Origin of the sequence: Cupriavidus sp. BIC8F (assembly GCF_032465815.1) — a bacterium.
Taxonomy (GTDB): Bacteria; Pseudomonadota; Gammaproteobacteria; order Burkholderiales; family Burkholderiaceae; genus Cupriavidus; species Cupriavidus necator.
Window position 1 is genome coordinate 13,988 of sequence record NZ_CP136095.1, and the last position, 19,903, is coordinate 33,890.

Genomic DNA, 19,903 nt, shown 5'->3' on the forward strand with positions numbered 1-19,903 from the left:
TTGTTGCCAGGACGAGCGCCGCGCGCCGGCATGCGCGCCCCGCTCGGCCCGATTTCGTTTACACCCGCTGCGCGCGCGTGCCGTATGTGGCCAGGCGTGCCATCACGCGCTGGGTCATCGCCGGCAAGGGCACGACTTCATGCACGCCGCCGGTGGCGATCGCCTCCTTCGGCATGCCAAACACAATGCATGTGTGCTCGTCCTGGGCCAGGTTGTAGGCACCGGCCTCGCGCATCCGCAGCATGCCGCGCGCGCCGTCCTTGCCCATGCCGGTCAGGATCACGCCGATCACGTTCTTGCCACCATGCTGGGCGGCCGAATCGAACAGCACGTCGACCGACGGGCGGTGGCGGTTGACCGGCGCTTCCTGCGACAGGTGCGCGACATAGTTGGCGCCGCTGCGCGCCAGCAGCAGGTGCGAGTCGCCCGGCGCGATATACGCATGGCCGGGCAGCACGCGCTCGCCGTGCACGGCTTCCTTGACCGTGATGCGGCACAGGCCATCCAGCCGCTGCGCGAACGAGCGTGTAAAGCCGGCCGGCATATGCTGCACGATCATCACCGCCGGGCTGTCGGGCGGCAGCGGCATCAGGAATTCCTTGATGGCCTCGGTGCCGCCGGTGGAGGCGCCCAGGATGATCAGCTTTTCGGTCGACAGCAGCGGGCTGCGCAGCATCGGCGCGGGCTCGGCGCCGGCCGCTGTCGGCGCGGCCGGCTGCGCGGCCGCGCGCACGCGGGCGCGCGACGCGGCGCGCAGCTTGTCGGCGATGGTGTGGGTGTATTCCAGCAGCCCGTCGCGGATGCCCAGCTTGGGCTTGGTGACAAAGTCCACCGCGCCCAACTCCAGCGCACGCATGGTGATCTCGGAACCGCGTTCGGTCAGCGACGACACCATCAGCACCGGCATCGGCCGCAGCCGCATCAGGCGTTCCAGGAAGTCCAGGCCGTCCATGCGCGGCATTTCGACGTCCAGCGTCAGCACATCCGGGTTCAGGCGCTTGATCAGGTCGCGCGCCACCAGCGGGTCGGGCGCGGTGCCGACCACTTCCATGTCGGGCTGGCTGTTGATGATCTCCGTCATCAGGCTGCGGATCAGCGCGGAATCGTCCACGCAGAGCACCTTGATCTTGGCAGCAGTCATGATTGATCGTGCTTGTATTGGTTTCAGGGAAGCTGGCGCGCAAAGGACTGCCGCGCAAACAGTTCAGGCGATTGCGCCGGCGCCCGGGCCGAGGTGGCAATGGCGCGGGCCAGTGCGCGCTCCTCGCGCGCCACCGAAACCTGGTCGTCCTGCCGCGTCAGGCGGCGCACCAGCGCCAGCCCGCCGACCGGGAAGTAGCTGACACGGCGCGCATGCGGGCCGCGCAGGTCCTGCGCCGCAACGCGGATCTCCTCGGTCTTCAGGTAGCGCAGGACGAAGTCCGCGTTGCGGTCGCCGATGTTCAGCGTGGTCATATTGGCCAGCACCGCCCCGCCGCCGAAGACCTTGGCCTCCAGCCGCTCGCGGCGCGCGCCCATCTTGAGCAGTTCGTTGATCAGCACTTCCAGCGCATAGCTGCCGTAGCGCATCGACGCAGACAGCATGCGGTCTGCGCTGCCGTCGTCATCGGGCAGCATGAAGTGGTTCATGCCGCCCACGCCGGCGCTCTCGTCGCGGATGCAGGCAGCCACGCACGAGCCCAGCACGGTGGTCAGCACCACGTCCTCGCGGGTCACGTAGTACTCGTTGGGCAACAGCTTGATGGCCTGCTTGCCGAACTCGCGGTCGAAATACGTGCGCGTGGCAAGAGCTTCGGGCAGATGGGGCGTGCGCATCACGGCCTTCCCGCCCTGGCCGCGTCCGGCGCCAGTTCATAAACGGTCTGCCCGCGCAGCTGGAAGGCGCGCGTGACATAGGAGAAGTTCTCCGAGTGGCCGGCAAAGAGCAGCCCGTGCGGCTTGAGCAGCGGCACGAAGCGCTCCAGGATGCGTCCCTGGGTCGGCTTGTCGAAGTAGATCATCACGTTGCGGCAGAAGATGGCGTCGAACTGCTCGCGCATGCCCCAGTCGGGCGCGAGCAGGTTCAGCGGCTCGAACGCGATGGTGGCGGCCAGCTCCGGCTTGACCTTGACCGAACCGGTGCGCGGCCCGGTGCCCTTCAGGAAGAAGCGCTTGAGCCGTTCCGGCGACAGCCGCGCAACCTGCTCCGCGGAATACACGCCGCCGCGGGCCTTGGTCAGCACCTGGGTGTCGATGTCAGTGGCCAGCACCGTGCCGGCGCGGTCACCCAGCGCCTCCGCCAGCGTGATGGCGATCGAGTACGGCTCCTCACCGGTGGAGGCGGCCGAGCACCAGACGCTGTAGGGGCGGCCGGTCTTCTTGGCATGCTCGGCCAGCAGCGGGAAGTGATGGGCCTCGCGGAAGAATGAGGTCAGGTTGGTGGTCAGCGCATTGGTGAAGAACTCCCACTCCGACGAGCGGTCGTCCGCGTCCAGCAGCGCCAGGTACGAGGCGAAGTCCGACAGCTGCAGCGCGCGCAGCCGGCGCACCAGGCGGCTGTAGACCATCTCGCGCTTGTGGCTGCCCAGCGAGATGCCCGCGCGCCGGTGGATCAGCGCGCGGATTTTCTCGAAATCGCGTTCGGTCAGCAAAAAGTCGCGCGCGTCGTCGCGCCGCAGGATGGCGCCCGGCGCAAGGACCGACCCGGTCTGGCCGGGAACGCTGGCGGCGGTGCGGAACGGCGTCATGGGATGTGCTTCAGTGGTGCGTGCGCTGCGTCAGGCCAGCTCGGCCTCGACCAGCGCCATCTCCGCGCTGGTCATCAGGCGTTCGATGTCGATCAGCACCAGCATGCGGCCGTCGATGGTGCCCAGCCCGGTCAGGTGCTCGGTCGAGATCGACACGCCGAACTCCGGCGCGGGCTTGATCGCATCGCCCGTCAGCGTCAGCACGTCCGACACGCCATCCACCACGATGCCGACCACGCGGCCGGCCACGTTCAGGATGATGACCACGGTCTGGTGGTCGTAGCGCACGTTGCCCAGGCGGAACTTCAGGCGCAGGTCGACGATCGGCACGATCACGCCGCGCAGGTTGGTCACGCCCTTGATGAAGTCCGGCGCGCTGGAGATGCGGGTCACGGTTTCGTAGCTGCGGATCTCCTGCACCTTGAGGATGTCGATGCCGTATTCCTCCGACCCCAGCGTGAAGACCAGGAACTCCTGGCCCGAAGCGTCGCTTCCGGGGGTATCGATGTGTCCGATGCCGGCCATGATGTCTCGTTCTCCTGTGATTGGACGATTACTGCACCAGCGCCGGTTCCTGCCGGCGCACGCCGGTGCGCTGCAGCGCGCCGACATCGACGATCAGCGCCACGCTGCCGTCGCCAAGGATGGTCGCCGCCGAGATGCACGGCACCTTGCGGTAGTTGGTTTCCAGGTTCTTCAGCACCACCTGGTGCTGGCCGATCAGCTGGTCCACCAGCAGCGCAAAGCGCTTGCCTTCGGCCTGCAGGATCACGGCGATGCCCTGCGTGGGTTCCTGCAGCGCGCCGGCCACGTTGAACACGCGGTGCATCTCAAGCAGCGGCAGGTATTCGCCGCGCACGTGCATAACGCGATCGGAGTTGGCGGCGGTGTGGACATCCTCTGCCTTGGGCTGCAGCGACTCCATCACGCAGTTCAGCGGCAGGATGAAGGTCTCTTCGCCCACCTTGACCGACATCCCGTCCAGGATCGCCAGCGTCAGCGGCAGCACGATGCGGATGGTGGTGCCCAGGCCCGGACGCGAGCTGATCTGGACGTGGCCGCCCATTTCCTGGATGTTGCGCTTGACCACGTCCATGCCAACGCCGCGGCCCGACACGTCGGTGACGACTTCGGCAGTGGAAAAGCCCGGCGCGAAGATCAGCTGCCAGACCTCTTCATCGGTGATGGTCTCGGACACCGGCAGGCCGTTCTGGATGGCCTTGGCCAGGATGCGCTCGCGGTTCAGGCCGCCGCCGTCGTCGCTGACTTCAATGACGATATTGCCGCCATGGTGCTGCGCGGACAGGATCAGCTGGCCGGTCGCGTCCTTGCCGGCGGCGACGCGCTTGTCCGGGGTTTCGATGCCATGGTCCAGGCTGTTGCGCACCAGGTGCGTGAGCGGATCGATGATGCGTTCGATCAGGCTCTTGTCCAGTTCGGTGGCCTTGCCGAAGGTGACCAGGTCGATCTGCTTGCCAAGCTTGCTGGCCAGGTCGCGCACCAGCCGCGGGAAACGCGAGAACACATAGTCCATCGGCATCATGCGGATCGACATCACCGCTTCCTGCAGGTCGCGCGCGTTGCGCTCGAGCTGGCCCATGCCGGAGAACAGGCGGTCGAACAGCACCGGGTCCAGCGCAGATGCGGTCTGCGCCAGCATCGACTGCGTGATCACCAGCTCGCCCACCAGGTTAATGATCTGGTCGACCTTTTCGGTCGGCACGCGGATCGAGCCTTCGCCGTGCGCGGCGCTCGCCTGCGGCTTGGCCTTCTCGCGCGCGGCGGCGGGCGCTGCCGCTGCTGCTGCGGGGGCCGCCGCGACCGGGACGGGCGCCGGGACCGGCACCTCGACCACCGTGGGGGCGGCAGCAGGAGCCTCGGCTTCGGCTTCGATCACGATCTGGTCCAGGTCGATCACGAAGCAGCACACCGCGATGATGTCGTCGGCGCTGCACTGGGTGTTGAGCCACACCACCAGTTCGCCATTCACCTCTTGCTGGCCGGTGATCTCGCCCAGGTTGGCCAGTTCCTCGCGCAGCAGCGCCTGGTCTGAGGCGGAAACCCGGATCAGGCGGATCTTGAGCCCGCCGCCCGTGGCAGCGGCAGCGGGGGTCGTTGCGGCAACAGGAGCGGGCGCCGGGGCGGCAGTTGCGCCGGCATCGCCGGCGGCTTCCTGCGCCAGCTGTTGCAGCACGGCGCAGATGCGCGCCAGCGTTTCCGGATCGGGTTCGGTGCCGTTGCGGTAGGCGTTGAGCTGGTCTTGCAACACGTCCTTGGTTTCCAGAAAGGTGTCGATGATGGTCCTGGTCAACGCCAGTTCCTGCCGGCGCGTGCGGTCCAGCAGGTTCTCGAAAATATGGGTGGTCTCGGTCAGCGCCGCGAAGCCGAAGGTGGCAGCCCCGCCCTTGATGGAATGCGCCGCCCGGAAGATCGCGTTCAGATGCTCGGGATCGGGCGACTCAATGTCCAGGCCGAGCAGCAGCTGCTCCATTTCGACGAGCAGTTCTTCCGCTTCCTCGAAGAAGGTCTGGTAAAACTGTGTGATATCGATATCGACAGACATGGCGTCCTGAGTCACTTGGTTACTGCACTGGCGCTGCCGCAGCGGCCGCGCGTCATGGTTTGCTGCCCGTGGACGCAGGCGCGGGCGCGGAGGCCGCTGCCAGCCCCGCCTGCATCTCCTGCCCGGCCTTGCCGGCCTGCGCCGCCACCGAGACCTCGGCGGCGCTGGCGTTCTCGGCCTCGAAGCGCGCCTGGGCCTTGTGGTTGAGCACCACGATGCTGATGCGCCGGTTCACCGGCGCCAGCAGGTCTTCCTTGTCCAGCGGCATGGTCGCGGCCAGGCCCAGCACGCGCAGCACCTTGCCCTCCTGCATGCCGCCGGCGATCAGCTCGCGGCGCGAAGCGTTGGCGCGGTCGCCCGACAGCTCCCAGTTGCTGTAGGTGCGCTCGCCACTGGAATAGTTGGCCGCATCGGTATGGCCCGACAGGCTGACCTTGTTGGGCAGCTCGTTCAGCACCGGCCCGATCTCGCGCAGGATGGTGCGCATATAGGTCTCGACCGTGGCGCTGCCGGTGCGGAACATCGGCCGGTTCTGCGTATCCAAAATCTGGATGCGCAGCCCCTCGCTGGTGATGTCCAGCAGCAGCTGCGGCCGGAACTGGCGCAGCACCGGGTTGTTCTCGATGATCTGCTCAAGGCGCTGCTTGAGCGCGCGCAGGCGCTGCGCTTCCTGCTGCTCGTTGCGCCGTTGCTCGTCGCTGGGTTCGTTGTTGCGCGCGCGCAGGGTCTCGCCGTCCTTGCGCAGCGCGTCCTGGCCGCCGCCCGGGATCACGCTGGGCGTCTGGCTGCTCTTCTCGCCGCCGACGACGGCCACCTTGAGCGGCATGCGGAAGTACTCGGCAATGCCTTCCAGCGTCTTCTTGTTGGCGCTGGAGAGCAGCCACAGCACCAGGAACAGCGCCATCATCGCCGTCATGAAGTCGGCGTAGGCGATCTTCCAGCTGTGGTTGCCGTGCGGCCTGGCGTGCGATTTCGCCCGGCGGACGATGATCGGACGCATATCGTGTGCGCTGCTCATGACGGTGCCCCTTGCTGCTTGCGCGCCTTAATTCAGGCTCTTGACTTCACGCACGTGGTCGTCGAGCTCAAGGAACGACGGCCGCACCGTGGAGTACAGCACCTTGCGGCCGAATTCCACCGCCACCAGCGGCGCGTAGCCGTTGAGCGAGGCCAGCAGCACCACCTTGATGCATTCGTAAACCTTGACGTTCTCGGACACCTGCAGCTCGATGCGCGCGGCCAGCGGCGAGACAAAGCCATAGGCCAGCAGGATGCCCAGGAAGGTGCCGACCATGGCGTGCGCGATCAGCGCGCCCAGCTCGGCCGGCGGCAGGTCGGCCGAACCCAGCGCATGCACCACGCCCATCACCGCGGCAACGATGCCGAAGGCGGGCAGCGCGTCGCCGACGCGCGACAGTGCATGGGCGGGGATCTCGGCCTCGTGGCGGAAGGTCTCGATCTCGTGGTCCATCAGGGCCTCGATCTCGAAGGCGTTCATGTTGCCGTTGACCATCATGCGCAGGTAGTCGGTGAGGAATTCCATCACCACCGGATCCGACAGGATGCGCGGGTACTGGCTGAAGACGCTGCTGGCGGCGGGGTCCGCGATTTCCTTTTCCAGGAACAGGATGCCCTCGCGCCGTGCCTTGGACAGCAGCACGTACAGCAGCGACATGACGTCCAGGTACAGCTCCTTCTTGTACTTGGAGCTTTTGAACAGGCCCGGCAGCGCCCTGGCGGTGGCCTTGATGGCCTTAGCTGTATTGGTGGCGATAAAGGCGCCGAAGGCGGCGCCCCCGATGATCACAAATTCCGCCGGTTGATATAGCGCGCCCATGTGGCCGCCGGTCATGGCGTAACCGCCAAGCACCGCCACAACCACGACGACATAGCCAAGAACTACTAGCACGATCGGATCCCCGTCTAAAAACGCGCGTCAGCCACGCTCATTTGCCCGTTGCACGGGCGCACGGAGAGAATCCGTCCGCCAGCGCTGCAAGCTTGCCAGCCGGCGGACCTTGACCAGGATCAGGTGTTGGTCTGCACGGCGGCGGCGTCTTTCGAGAGCTTCTTCACCTTCCCTGCGCGTGACGGCGGACGGCACAGGCTGCACACAAAGTTCGCGTGCGGCTCATACGCGTGCGTGACAAACTGCCCGCCGCAACACGTGCACCGGGACAGCTGCAGCATATTGCTCTCGAAGAACCGTACTAACGTCCAGGCACGCGTGAAACTTAAGACAATTTCGCCGCCGAGCAGCGAAACATGCTCAAGGTACAGGCGGTAGGCAGCCACCACCGCGCGAATGCCCACGGTCTCGCCCTCCTGCACCATGAACTGGTAGGCAGAGAAGAACAGCGACGAATGGATATTCGGCAGCCAGGTGGTGAACCAGTCCGTCGAGAAGGGAAGCATGCCCTTGGGGGGCGAGACGCCGCGCAGCTCCTTGTACAGGCGGATGAGCCGGTCACGCGACAGCGTGGTCTCGGCTTCAAGCACCTGCAGGCGCGCACCCAGGCCGATCAGCTCGATCGCAAGCTGGGTCTGGTTCGCATCCTGGAGCACGCTCTTGCGGCTGGGAACGGAGGTGGCCGTGTAACTCCGGGTCGGCTCGGCCTGCAGGAGCGCGGTCAATTGAGCGACTCCACAGGCTGGCGTGCAAGCAGGATCGCGGCGTGGATCTGCTGCATGTCATGGCTCTTGGCCGTGTGGGTGAGAGTGGACAGAAGCGCATGGTCGTCGAAGCGGAACCTGCACAGCACCATGTTGGATGCCGCCAGCTTGACGAGTTGCGCGGAAGTCAGCTTGGCAAGAATATCGGCAATTTCCTTGCTGACCCCAAGCCGGAACATGGCTTCGACCTGGTTTTCGCGCACCAGGCGTTGCGCGAGCAGCAGATAGGCGAGATTAACCTCCCTGATCTCCTGGAGAACTTCACTGCTTTCCAATTTATCCCCGCTACCAAAAACCCGCCGTGGCCGCTTGTCCGGCGCTTACCGATGCCCTCGCGGGCCCGGCGACCAGATCGTTTGTATGCGGCTGGGCGGGTACAACGTACGACTAAGGAACTACGCCCGTGTCCAACTGTAATCAACCCCGTTACAAGTGTTACAGAGTGTAAGTGGGACTGTTACGTTTATATCGGCAATCGACCCGCAATGCCAATCCCTACTTACGCGGGGGGGAACCCAATGTCGCATGAAACATACATGGGCGCGCACATTTTGTAACCGTTCACGCCCCTGACACTTGATCTGGCGCAAGCGAGTTTCGCAAACGTCATATCCGCAAACGCGCGACCAGCGCCCTCGGTAGCCTGCTGGATTCCTCTATTGACGAGTGCCGCATGTTGCGCTCCGCGCGCAGGCACTCTCCGTCATCCCGGCACGAAGTTCGTAGCCGGATGCAGCGCGCCGGATTCCCACCGCGCCCTCAGTGCCCGAACATGCGCCGCAGCCACGCCGCCAGCCGGGCGAACACATCGTCGGGCGCTTCGCGGAACAGCGCCGGGCGCATGCGCTCCACCTGCTCCAGCACGCGCGAGGCTTCTTCCGGCCGCACCGAGCCGTACTCCAGGGCCAGGCCCAGCATGCCGCGCAGCTCGCCCACGCGTGCGCGGCCCGCGGCTTCGCTGTCTTCGGTCTGCAGCGCGTACATCAGGTCATAGGCGCGCTGGCGCAGGCTTTCGGCCAGGCGCCATGCGGGCGTGCGCATGCGCTCTTCCAACACCCGCACGTCTTCGGCCGAAGCCGCCACCTGCGTGGCGAGCGCCTCGGTGAAGGCCGCATCGGCGCCGCATTCCGACAGCACCTGCGCCGCCCATTCGCGCGCATGCGCCAGGCGCTGGTCCGGCGTCCAGTCGGGCTGCACTGCCAGCCCGAAGCCAAAGCGCTGGGCATCGCGCATCAGCGCCGCCAGCGCATTGGGCAACTGCTTGTCGAACACGCGGCGTGCCCAGCCGTATTCACCGCCTGACAGCAGCCGCGAGACCGCGCGCTCGGTGAGCGGGCCGTCATGCTGCAGCAGCCGCGCGCGCAGGAACTCCTGGAAATCGGGCGGCAGGAACTCGCGGTCCAGGCCGGTCGAGACCCCGACGAACTGCTCGAATTCCTTGCGCAGCCGCGCCGCATCGTCATGCGGCAGGGCCAGGTTGATCTCGGTCGTCATCGCCTTGCCATCCGGGCCGCCGCGCGGCCCGTTGCCGGTGGGGATCAGAATGCGCTCCAGTCGCCGTTGTCGGCGGCTGCCAGCACCGGCCGCGCGGTCCTGCCTGCCACCGGCCGCGCCGGCTGCGCGGCGACAGCATCAGCCGCCTCGGGTGCGGCGGCATGGTCCGCCGCAGCCACAGCCGCGGCCTTCGTGCTGGCAGGCAGCGCCTTGGCGACCCGCTTGCCGGCAGGAATGGCGCGCACCGCGCCGGCGGCACGAGACGCCCTGGCCGGCATCGCCGTCACCGCAGGCAGGGGCTGGGCCACGAACGAACCCGCGCGGTCATCCTCAGCCGCCAGACGGAAGGTCGCCACGGCCGCCTGCAGCCGGCCGGCCTGCTCTTCCAGCGCGCCGGCAGCGGCGGCGGCTTCTTCCACCAGTGCCGCGTTCTGCTGCGTGCCTTCATCCATCTGCGCCACGGCCTGGTTGACCTGCTCGATGCCCGCGCTCTGCTCGGCCGACGCCGCGCTGATCTCGCCCATGATGTCGGTCACGCGCTTGACCGCCTGCACGATCTCGTCCATGGTCTTGCCCGCCTGGCCCACCAGCGCCGAGCCGTTGTCCACGCGCTCCACCGTATCGCCGATCAGCCCCTTGATCTCCTTGGCCGCGTTGGCGCTGCGCTGCGCCAGGCTGCGCACCTCGCCCGCCACCACCGCGAAGCCGCGGCCCTGCTCGCCGGCGCGCGCCGCTTCCACGGCCGCGTTCAGCGCCAGGATGTTGGTCTGGAAGGCGATGCCTTCGATCACGCCGATGATGTCGACGATCTTCTTCGATGCATCGTTGATCTCGTCCATGGTCTGCACCACCCGGCCCACCACTTCGCCGCCGCGCAGCGCCGTCTCCGACGCGTTCGCCGCCAGCCCGCTGGCCTGGCGCGCGTTGTCCGCGTTCTGGCGCACCGTGCTGGTCAGCTCTTCCATGCTCGACGCCGTCTGCTCCAGCGACGCCGCCTGCTGCTCCGTGCGCTGCGACAGGTCGTTGTTGCCCGCGGCAATTTCACGCGAGGCGCCGCCGATGGATTCCGCCGACACCTTGAAATCGCGCACCATGCGCGACAGCTGCTGCTGCATCTGCTGCATCGCATGGACCAGGCTGCTCTTGTCGCCTGCGCGCGTGGTCACCGGCGAGGAGAAGTCGCCTTCGGCAATGCGCGCGGCAATCGCGGCCGCATAGCCCGGCTCGCCGCCCAGCTGGCGCGACAGCGCCCGCGCCAGCAGCACGCCCAGCAGCACCGACAGCGCCAGGCCGCCCAGCACCAGGCCCAGCATCCACAGGCGGGATGCGTTGTAGACGCTGCGCGCTTCCTCCATGTTGTTGCGGGCGCGGTCGTCGCGGCGCTTGACCATCTGGAACATCACCGCTTCCAGCGCATGGCTGTCCTTGAGCAGGTCGGCGCTCTCGGAGAACACCTGGCTTTCAAACTGCGACGTATCCAACGGCTGCTTGCTGACCAGTTCGACGTACTTCTCCATGCGCGCGCGGAAGGCCGGCGACAGCTCCTGGTACTGCTTGACCAGTGCCTTGCCCTCAGGCTTCTCGAATGCGCCCGCAACCTGGCGGATGCGCTCGTCCATCGCGCCGAGCGACTTCACGATCTGCTCCTTCTCGGCCGAACGCTCGCCCATGGTCGATGCCGACAGCAGCCCGATCTGCGCGCGGCTGGCATAGACCAGGTTGATATTGGCGTCCTGCACAGCCTTCAGCGCCTGCAGGTCGTCGTTGTAGATCTTGCCGGTCCAGTCGGCCATGCGCCCCATGTTGACCACACCCAGCAGCCCCATCACGGCGCCGATCACGGCAACGACCAGGAATCCGGCAACCAGCCTGGTCGTGACGCGCAGTTGATTGAACCAATGCATAGCAACTCCCCCTTGTAACTGAAGCCTCGGGCGCGGCGTGCCGCACCCGTTTTGTACGCATGCAGGCCGGTGTTCCGCGCCTGCCTCGTCTTTGATTCGGACTGGCCTGGTTCCGTGGACTAGGCCTGTGCCAGTGACTGGGCCGCCTCGGCGCGCGCTTGGGCCGGCAGGCGCTGCGGACGCACCTCGGCCTGCATGCTGACGCGGAACGTGGCAATGGCGTCGCGCAGGCGCATGGCCTGCTCTTCGAGCGAGCCCGCGGCGGCGGCGGCCTCTTCCACCAGCGCCGCGTTCTGCTGCGTGCCCTGGTCCATCTGCGCCACGGCCTGGTTGACCTGCTCGATGCCTGCGCTCTGCTCGGCCGACGCCGCGCTGATCTCGCCCATGATGTCGGTCACGCGCTTGACCGCCTGCACGATCTCGTCCATGGTCTTGCCCGCCTGGCCCACCAGCGCCGAGCCGTTATCCACGCGCTCCACCGTATCGCCGATCAGCCCCTTGATCTCCTTGGCCGCGTTGGCGCTGCGCTGCGCCAGGCTGCGCACCTCGCCCGCCACCACCGCGAAGCCGCGGCCCTGCTCGCCGGCGCGCGCCGCTTCCACGGCCGCGTTCAGCGCCAGGATGTTGGTCTGGAAGGCGATGCCTTCGATCACGCCGATGATGTCGACGATCTTCTTCGACGCATCGTTGATCTCGTCCATGGTCTGCACCACCCGGCCCACCACTTCGCCGCCGCGCAGCGCCGTCTCCGACGCGTTCGCCGCCAGCCCGCTGGCCTGGCGCGCGTTGTCCGCGTTCTGGCGCACCGTGCTGGTCAGCTCTTCCATGCTCGACGCCGTCTGCTCCAGCGACGCCGCCTGCTGCTCGGTGCGTTGCGACAGGTCGTTGTTGCCCGCGGCCACCTGGCGCGTCGCCGTGGAGATGCTGGCCATGCCTTCCTGGATCTCGTGCACCACCGACAGCAGGCTGCGCTGCATGGTCTGCATGGCCTGCGCCAGCGCGCCGATTTCGTCGGCGCTGCGGTGCTCGAAGCGCGTGGTCAGGTCGCCCGCGCCCATGCGCAGCGCAAAGTCCAGCATGTCGCGCACCGGCCGGTTTACGCGCGCCAGCAACATCGTGCCGGCCGCGAACGACGACGCCAGCGCCATCACGAAGCCGCCCCACAGCCACGGGCGCAGCGCGGCCGTGGCGGCGCCCCCCAGCGCTTCCACCACAACCAGCGCGGCCAGGAACCACACCAGGCCGCCGGCCTGCGCCCACAGGATGCGGCGCTTCAGGTTCAGGCGCAGCAGGCCCTGCAGCAGGCCGCGCAAGCCGGTGCGGACCACCGCGCCGTGGCTGATCGCCAGCCCGTCCGCGCGGCCGGCGCGGAATCGCGCATAGGCGGCACCGGCGGCTTCCACCTGCTCGCGCGTCGCCATCGAGCGCACCGAGGTGTAGCCAACCACGTGGCCATCGACACGCGTGGGCGTCACGGTCGCATTGACCCAGTAGAAGTCGCCGTCCTTGCGACGGTTCTTGACCACGCCCTTCCAGGTGCGTCCGGCCTGCAGGTCATGCCACAGGTCGGCAAACGCCTCGGGCGGCATGTCGGGGTGGCGCACCAGGTTGTGCGGCGCGCCCAGCAGTTCCTCCGCCGCAAAGCCGCTCGCCTCGATAAAGGTGCGGTTGGCAAAGGTGATCCGGCCCTTGAGGTCCGTGCGCGAGATCAGGTAGTCCGATGGGGAGAGCTTGTATTCGCGCTGCGTAACGGGTTGGTTGTTTCGCATCTATGACAGGACTGCGTGCCCCTGGCGCGGCCGCATTTCTATGTGGCAGCACCCGGGCGGGTTCGGTCCGGCAGGCGTGTGCCCCCGCCGGACGGCGTTGGCGCAAACGCTGGATCAGGACACCGCTTCCAGCGCGGCCAGTTCTTCGGTGTTGAGCAGCTTCTCGATATCGACCAGGATCAGCATGCGTTGCTCGACCGAGCCCAGCCCACGGATGTAGTCGGTCGCCAGTTCGCCGGAGAAATACGGCGTGGGCTTGATCTGCTCGGCGGCAAGGGTCAGCACGTCGGACACGCCATCCACCACGATGCCGGTGGTGCGGTCGTTGAGGTCGACGATGATGACGACCGTGTACTGGTCGTAGCTGACGTTCGGCTGGCGGAACTTGATGCGCAGGTCGATGATCGGCACGATGATGCCGCGCAGGTTGATCACGCCCTTGATGTAGTCCGGTGCGTTGGCAATCTGGGTGACCGACTCGTAGCCGCGGATCTCCTGGACCTTCAGGATGTCGACGCCGTATTCTTCCCGGCCCAGCGTAAAGGCCAGGAACTCCTCGCCCGCGCCGTCTGCCTTGTCGATGTGCTTCATCGTCTAGCCCCCCAAAATTGGCTCATGCTGGTTTGCTGGCGCTGCTGCGGCCAAGGCCGCTGGCTGGCACCGGGGCATGACTTCGCCCACCAGTGTTTACGGCAGCAATCCGGGTGACTGAAGGGCGACGCCCGGCTTTCCTTACCCTTCCGAGGTAGGGTGCGCGGTGGACAGCAGCGCCGTCACGGCCTGCATCAGCTGGTCAGGATCGAAGGGCTTGGGCAGGAAACCCGAGGCGCCGGCGGCGCGGGCCTGTTCGCGGATGCTGCCGTCCTGCTCGGTGGTCAGCATCAGGATGGGAATGCACGCATAGCGCTCAGTGGCGCGCAGGCTGCGGATCAGCGTGAGGCCATCCATGCCGGGCATGACCTGGTCGGTGACCAGCATGCCGAAGCTGGCGCCGGCCGCGAGCGCATGAGCCTGGTCGCCGTCGGCCGCCTCGGTCACGTCAAACCCTCCTGCGCGCAGGCAGGCGCCGATCATGCGGCGTAGCGAAGGGGAATCGTCGACGACGAGGATGCTGGGCGATGACATGGGCGCCTCCGGTTTGCAGGAACTTGGTGGGTCCGCCAGGAAGATGGGCGGCGCGGCCGGCGACGGACAGGCCGGCGCAGGGCCGCTCCGCCAACGCGGGCAGCCTGCCAGACCGGTTATCGGCGCCGCCGCGGCCAGACTTTAGGTTCTTTTTGGTATGGGGTGGGCTTCGGCATTGCGGTTGGGTGTCGTGCTTGGCGGGCGTGGTCTGTTTCGCCGGCGTAGCCGGCGACTTACTCTTTTGTCCAAGCGACAAAAGAGTAAGCAGAAAAACGCGTCGCCAAAGCGGCTGGCTATCCATTGCCCGGCGTTGGTGATTCGAGCGGTGGTGATTTCCGTTCGATTCGCTTGGTGGTTCGACCCTGCTACGCACCCTGTCTGGTGCCTCCGTCCACGGACTATTGGACGAACCCGACTTTAGGGGATTGGCAGCCTGCTGACCAGGTTATCGGTGGGACGCCTTCGGCTGCGCTGCGCGCACGCATCATCTCAGGTCGGAGGCACGGGCACGGATTGCATCGCTGCGCTCGCAGCGCGTGGTCGCGAATGACGCCGAACACAGCGCAGTTAGGACGTGGTCGTCGCTGTGCTTAGGGCCGGCGCGCAGCGCAGCCATAGGCGTCCCACCGATACGGTCGGCAGCAGGCGGCCTACGCCCTGCATGGGGATCGTTCAATAGTGGGTTAACGCAGGCACTATCCCTGACTCACATGGCGTAGCAGGGTCGAACGGGCAACCACGCCCAAACGGCAAGCACCGCCGCCCATATGACCAACGCCGCGTAATGGATTGCCAGCCGCTCAGGCGACGCGTTTCTTGGTTACTTCTTGTCGCTTGGACAAGAAGTGACTCGCCGGCTACGCCGGCGAAACAGACCACGCCCGTCAAGCACGACAACCAACCGCATTGCCAAAGGCCAAGAACCCAATCAGTCAGACCCCCGCCTGCTCGCGCAAAGCCTCCGCAAAGCCTGCAGCGTCCAGCGGCAACGACAGCAGGTACCCCTGCACCTCGTCGCACCCCATCTCATTGAGGATTTCCAGCTGCGATGCCGATTCAACGCCCTCGGCCACCACCTTCATGCGCAATTCATGCGCCAGTGCCACCATCGAGCCGACGATGGCGCGGCCCTGCGCATCGGTGTCGAGCCCGCCGATCAGAGTGCGGTCGATCTTGAGCGTGCCCACGCGCAGGCGCTTGAGATAGCCCAGGCTGGAATAGCCACTGCCGAAATCGTCCAGCGCCACCTGGATGCCGAGCGACTGCAGTTCAGCCAGCGTTTCCAGTGACTTGCCGATGTCCTTCATCGCCGCGGTCTCGGTGATCTCCAGCGTGATCGCCGAGGGCGGGATGTCGTGCTGGTGGATCTGCTCGAGCAGGTATTGCGGGAAATTGCGGCTGGCAAAGCGCAGACCCGAGACATTGATCGCCACCGGCACCGTGGGCACGCCGGCGTCCCGCCACTGGCGCACCTGGCGGCAGACGCTGGTCAGGACCCAGTCGTCGAGCTTGTCGATCTGGCCCGACTGCTCGGCCACGGTGATGAACTCAGCCGGGCTCACCTGGCCCAGCGCGGGATGGCGCCAGCGGCATAGCGCTTCCGCCCCCACCAGCGTGCGCCGGCGCGCATCGTACTTGGGCTGGAACTGCAGCGACAGTGCGTCGTCCTGGATCGCCAGCCACAGGTCGCGCCGGATCACGCGGGTGCGGCGCGCGCGTTCGCCGGCGGCGCTGTTGAACAGGCGCACCTGGTTCGAGCCGCTCTGGCGGGCCTCGGCCAGGCTGACGCGCGCGGCCTGCATCAGCGCCTCTGAGGTCTGCGCATCGCGCGGATAGATGGCAATGCCGATGTTCACGCCGATCTGCATCTGCAAGCCGCGCGCGGCGATGAACTCGGCCAGCGAGCCGAGCATGCGCGAGCCCAGTTCCTGCGCGCGGCCGTGATGGACCAGCTCCGGCACGCCCACGGCAAACTCGTCGCGCGCCAGCCGGGCCAGGAAGTCATGCGGCTCCAGCACGGCCTGCGCCAGCGCGCCGGCGTCCTGGGCCAGGATATCGTCGGCGCGGATCTCGAAGACCTCGTCGACCTCGCGGTAGTCGGCAATATGGATCAGCAACACGGCGCAGCCGGTCTCGGCCAGCCGCGCCTGCGCGATCGCCTGGTCCAGCCAGCGGCCGAAGGCGACGCGGTCAGGCATCGTCGTTGCCACGCTGTACTCGCCCACCGTGCCCTGCCCGCGCGCGGCGGCACGCACGGTAAGACGGCCGGGGCGGCCGGGAATGCGCGCGCCGCGCCGCGCCAGCCGGGGCTCGTGCCCGCGCGGCAGGCCGTGCGCCTCGTCCGCCAGTTCATCGGCCAGGCCGGCTTCATGGTGCGCCGGCAGCAAGCCACGCGACTGCATGCGGTGGACGGCGAACATCAGCGCGCACAACGCGGTCAGCCCGCCCGCCAGCCAGGCGGGGTGCGGCAGGCCGGCGGCATCGATGCAGGCGCGCGCCGAGACCGAGCCCGCGCCACAGGCGCGGCCCAGGTGCGTGCCGGCCGCCGCCACCAGCCCGGCGCCAGCGACGACCGCCATGATCGCCGCACCACGCCACAGCCTCGTACCCTGGCGCAGCCACTGCACCAGCAGCTTGGCAGCCGCGGTGGCTGCCGCGGCGGCGGCGAAGCTGGCCGCCATCTGCGCCGTGTCGTTGGCCGCCGGCACGCTGCCCGACAGCATCACCACCAGCACGGGCAGGCTTACGCTCAGCTGCGACAACAGTGCCGCCGACCAGGTCAGCGTGCGCAGCGAGCGGCCACCGGCTGACTGGTCCGCGCGCCCGGCACGAACGCCGAGGGCGGCGGCCACGCCCAGCAGGGCAGCCAGCAGCAACAGGACGGAACTCAGGGCAATCATTAGGCTGCGCGATGATGAAGAGAATGCGCGAAGAAGGTCAGGACGCGGGGCAAACCCCGCATCATGGCATCTTGCGGTCGCCGTGTGAACAAGGCAATGGTGGGGACATATGGTCTAGAACGCGCTCCAGTCATCATCGGCCCCGGCAACGGCCAGCGCGGGCCTCGCCGCCGGACGGCTTGCCGGCAGCGCCGCGGCCGGGCGGGCACCAGCGGCACGCGGCGCCGCGGCTGCCGCCGGTCGCACCGACATGGTGCGTGTGGTGCGGCCAGCGACAGCCGCCGCGGCCGCGCCTGCGCCCACTCCCATACCCGTGCCAAGGTTGAACACCGAGACCACGTTCTTGAGCTTCTGCGCCTGTTCTTCCAGCGCTCCGGCTGCGGCGGCGGCCTCTTCCACTAGCGCGGCATTCTGCTGCGTCACCTCGTCCATCTGGGTCACCGCCTGGTTGACCTGCTCGATGCCGCTGGTCTGTTCCTGCGACGCGGCGCCGATCTCGTTCATGATGTCCGTCACGCGGCGCACGGCCTGGACGATCTCGCCCATGGTCTGTCCGGCTTCGGCCACCAGCCGGGTGCCGCTCTCCACGCGCTGGCCCGACTCGCCGATCAGCGCCTCGATCTCCTTGGCGGCCGAAGCCGAGCGCTGCGCCAGGCTGCGCACCTCGCCCGCGACCACGGCAAAGCCGCGGCCCTGCTCGCCGGCGCGCGCGGCTTCCACCGCGGCGTTCAGCGCGAGGATGTTGGTCTGGAAGGCAATGCCCTCGATCACGCTGATGATCTCGACCACCTTGCGCGAGGCGCCGTTGATCTCGTTCATGGTGTCGACCACGCGGCCGACCACGTCGCCGCCCTTGAGCGCGATCTGCGAGGCCTCGTTGGCCAGCACGCCAGCCTGGCGCGCGTTGTCGGCATTCTGTCGCACCACCGTGGTCAGCTCTTCCATGCTGGCGGCGGTCTGCTCCAGCGACGAGGCCTGCTCCTCGGTGCGCTGCGACAGGTCCAGGTTGCCGGTGGAAATCTGCTGCGTGGCCGATGCCATCGAATCGGCGCCGGTGCGCACTTCGGCAACGATGCCCGACAGGCTGGCCTGCATCGCGGCCAGCGCCTGCATCATGCGGCCGATCTCGTTCTTCGAGGCGCTGGCGATGCGCGAGGTCAGGTCGCCGCGGGCGATGCGCTCGAACACAGCCAGCGCCTCTTCCACCGGCGTGACGATAGCGCGGTTCAGCGTGACCGTGCACAGCACGGCGACCGCCAGGCCCAGCACGATCAGCACGACCGACAGCATGCGGATACGCGCAAAGCTGGCCTGCGCAGCATCGAAGTTGGCCTGCCCGGCAGTCATCTGGAATTTCTGCAGCTTCTCGTGCACGCCCGACATGCTGCGCTGCAGGTCAGGCAGCACCTTCTTCGCCAGCCGCAGGGCCTCTTCCTGGTTGCCCGCCAGCGAGGCCGCCTGCAGCGGCAGCACGCCCTGCTCCATGAACACCTGGCGCTGCTTGCCCAGTTCCGCGGCGAGCGCCTTTTCCTCAGGATTCTGCGGCAGGCTCATATAGCGCTTCCAGGCAGCCTCCGAAGCCTCAACAAACACCCTGGAGCGGTCCACGTGAACCTTGGGATCGTCCTGCTCGCCCTGCATCACGTTGCGGTCCAGCGCCAGGCGCATACGCGTGGTGGCCTGCATCGCCTCACTGAGCGCGACGGTGGAGCCGAGCTGGTTGGCATAAGTCTCCCCGAGGGCATCATTGCTTTGAGAAATACCGTGCAGGCCGGCACCGCCGACCAGCAACAACAGCAGCGACAGCATTCCCATGGTGCCCCGCAGCAGGGTCTTGATCTGGATATTGTTGTGGAAGGACATGAATGAAAGAAGACTGTGGCAACCCGCGGGGCACACCCCTGGCCCCGTTCCGGCAGGATCGACGCCCAGATGATCCGCCCTGCCCGGATAACGGCGCCGCCTTCTCGTACTTGAGCCGCCGCGCCGGTGGCGGGCGCAATTAATCGGTGATAACCGGCGTGTCGGATATACGCCACGTGGGTTGCGCGCGATCGCCGCAAACGCCTTTGCCAATTTGCCACGGCCGATTATGGCGATTTGATTTTTGGCGGCTGGCTGCTGCCGGGCTGGTTTGCGCACGGCCGCACCATTTGCGGGCCTGAAGCCGGAACTGCGGCCGGAACTGCAGCCGAGCAACACCGACGACGACGGAAATGCCGGCGACAGACCACGACACCGAAAGTTCACACAATTATCGGCGCCAAGAATTTTCGCAAAAACAGCATCCGATTAGTACCGCAGGATTTGCAGCGGGCGACTACCCCGTTATAATTGTTTCCAGCATTTTCACCCCCCGCACGCACCCACCGCATTCCACTCCACCGGAAACCGAGGATCCAATGGCGACGTATCAGGAAATCGTTCAGAAAATCAGTGAACTGCAGAAGCAGGCCGAGGAAATCAAGGCACGCGAACAAGCCACGGTGATCGCGGATATTCGCGAGAAAATCGAGCAATATGGCCTGACCGCGGAAGACCTGGGTTTTGGCCCAAAGGTGCCGGCCGGCAAGAAGGCAGTCAACCGCAAGGTGCCGGTACGCTATCGCGACAGCGCCGGCAATACCTGGACCGGCCGCGGCAAGCGCCCGGGCTGGCTGACCCAGGCCCTGGCCCAGGGCAAGGCAGTTGAAGACTTCCTGATCCGCTGAAACACGCGATCCGGCAGATGGCAAAACGCCACGGAATT

Annotated in this window: 17 protein-coding genes; 1 reads left to right on the forward strand and 16 read right to left on the reverse strand. The window is 67.0% G+C overall.

The features are described 5' to 3' along the window. Positions 1-58: 58 nt before the first annotated feature. The 16 genes from RS901_RS20270 to RS901_RS20345 form a co-directional block, all read right to left on the reverse strand. Entirely contained in the window at positions 59-1,141 is a 1,083-nt protein-coding gene (locus tag RS901_RS20270) for a chemotaxis response regulator protein-glutamate methylesterase (protein WP_316155181.1), read from the reverse strand. A gap of 23 nt (positions 1,142-1,164) precedes the next feature. Next, complete coding sequence (gene cheD / locus RS901_RS20275; protein ID WP_316155182.1) at positions 1,165-1,815, reverse strand: chemoreceptor glutamine deamidase CheD; 651 nt, start codon at positions 1,813-1,815, stop codon at positions 1,165-1,167. After that, the gene (locus tag RS901_RS20280) at positions 1,815-2,726 is read right to left on the reverse strand and encodes a CheR family methyltransferase (RefSeq protein WP_189374444.1); all 912 of its coding nucleotides are present in this window, start codon (positions 2,724-2,726) and stop codon (positions 1,815-1,817) included. The genes cheD and RS901_RS20280 overlap by 1 nt, the downstream gene beginning before the upstream one ends. Positions 2,727-2,756: 30 nt before the next feature. Further along, entirely contained in the window at positions 2,757-3,251 is a 495-nt protein-coding gene (locus RS901_RS20285; RefSeq protein ID WP_010812708.1) for a chemotaxis protein CheW, read from the reverse strand. 28 nt (positions 3,252-3,279) lie between these two features. Continuing rightward, positions 3,280-5,289 (reverse strand): chemotaxis protein CheA, encoded by a 2,010-nt coding sequence (gene cheA / locus RS901_RS20290; protein ID WP_316157369.1) that lies wholly within the window; start codon positions 5,287-5,289, stop codon positions 3,280-3,282. Positions 5,290-5,341: 52 nt separating this feature from the next. Further along, complete coding sequence (motB, locus tag RS901_RS20295) at positions 5,342-6,307, reverse strand: flagellar motor protein MotB (RefSeq protein WP_316155184.1); 966 nt, start codon at positions 6,305-6,307, stop codon at positions 5,342-5,344. A 27-nt stretch (positions 6,308-6,334) separates the two neighbouring features. Continuing rightward, positions 6,335-7,198 (reverse strand): flagellar motor stator protein MotA, encoded by an 864-nt coding sequence (gene motA / locus RS901_RS20300; protein WP_013951938.1) that lies wholly within the window; start codon positions 7,196-7,198, stop codon positions 6,335-6,337. Between the two features lie 119 nt (positions 7,199-7,317). Then, positions 7,318-7,923 carry a flagellar transcriptional regulator FlhC gene (gene flhC / locus RS901_RS20305; RefSeq protein WP_013951937.1) on the reverse strand — a complete coding sequence of 202 codons (606 nt, stop codon included), beginning with the start codon at positions 7,921-7,923 and terminating at the stop codon, positions 7,318-7,320. Continuing rightward, positions 7,920-8,237: a flagellar transcriptional regulator FlhD gene (flhD, locus tag RS901_RS20310; RefSeq protein WP_010812713.1), complete on the reverse strand. Its 318-nt coding sequence runs from the start codon at positions 8,235-8,237 to the stop codon at positions 7,920-7,922. Before flhD ends, flhC begins: the two co-directional genes overlap by 4 nt. Positions 8,238-8,721: 484 nt before the next feature. Further along, positions 8,722-9,456 (reverse strand): DUF4088 domain-containing protein, encoded by a 735-nt coding sequence (locus RS901_RS20315; RefSeq protein ID WP_316155191.1) that lies wholly within the window; start codon positions 9,454-9,456, stop codon positions 8,722-8,724. A 44-nt stretch (positions 9,457-9,500) separates the two neighbouring features. Continuing rightward, the gene (locus tag RS901_RS20320) at positions 9,501-11,360 is read right to left on the reverse strand and encodes a methyl-accepting chemotaxis protein (protein WP_316155193.1); all 1,860 of its coding nucleotides are present in this window, start codon (positions 11,358-11,360) and stop codon (positions 9,501-9,503) included. 119 nt (positions 11,361-11,479) lie between these two features. After that, positions 11,480-13,129 carry a methyl-accepting chemotaxis protein gene (locus RS901_RS20325; protein ID WP_316155194.1) on the reverse strand — a complete coding sequence of 550 codons (1,650 nt, stop codon included), beginning with the start codon at positions 13,127-13,129 and terminating at the stop codon, positions 11,480-11,482. A 114-nt stretch (positions 13,130-13,243) separates the two neighbouring features. Then, positions 13,244-13,720 (reverse strand): chemotaxis protein CheW, encoded by a 477-nt coding sequence (locus tag RS901_RS20330; protein WP_316155195.1) that lies wholly within the window; start codon positions 13,718-13,720, stop codon positions 13,244-13,246. A gap of 141 nt (positions 13,721-13,861) precedes the next feature. Next, complete coding sequence (locus tag RS901_RS20335) at positions 13,862-14,254, reverse strand: response regulator (protein WP_035815849.1); 393 nt, start codon at positions 14,252-14,254, stop codon at positions 13,862-13,864. 932 nt (positions 14,255-15,186) lie between these two features. Further along, positions 15,187-17,154 (reverse strand): putative bifunctional diguanylate cyclase/phosphodiesterase, encoded by a 1,968-nt coding sequence (locus RS901_RS20340; RefSeq protein WP_316155198.1) that lies wholly within the window; start codon positions 17,152-17,154, stop codon positions 15,187-15,189. 114 nt (positions 17,155-17,268) lie between these two features. Then, positions 17,269-19,017, reverse strand: a complete 1,749-nt coding sequence (locus RS901_RS20345) for a methyl-accepting chemotaxis protein (protein ID WP_316155200.1) — start codon at positions 19,015-19,017, stop codon at positions 17,269-17,271. 539 nt (positions 19,018-19,556) lie between these two features. On the opposite strand from RS901_RS20345, the gene RS901_RS20350 reads away from it, so the two are divergent. Beyond that, positions 19,557-19,865: an H-NS histone family protein gene (locus RS901_RS20350; RefSeq protein ID WP_316157370.1), complete on the forward strand. Its 309-nt coding sequence runs from the start codon at positions 19,557-19,559 to the stop codon at positions 19,863-19,865. Positions 19,866-19,903: the final 38 nt, after the last annotated feature.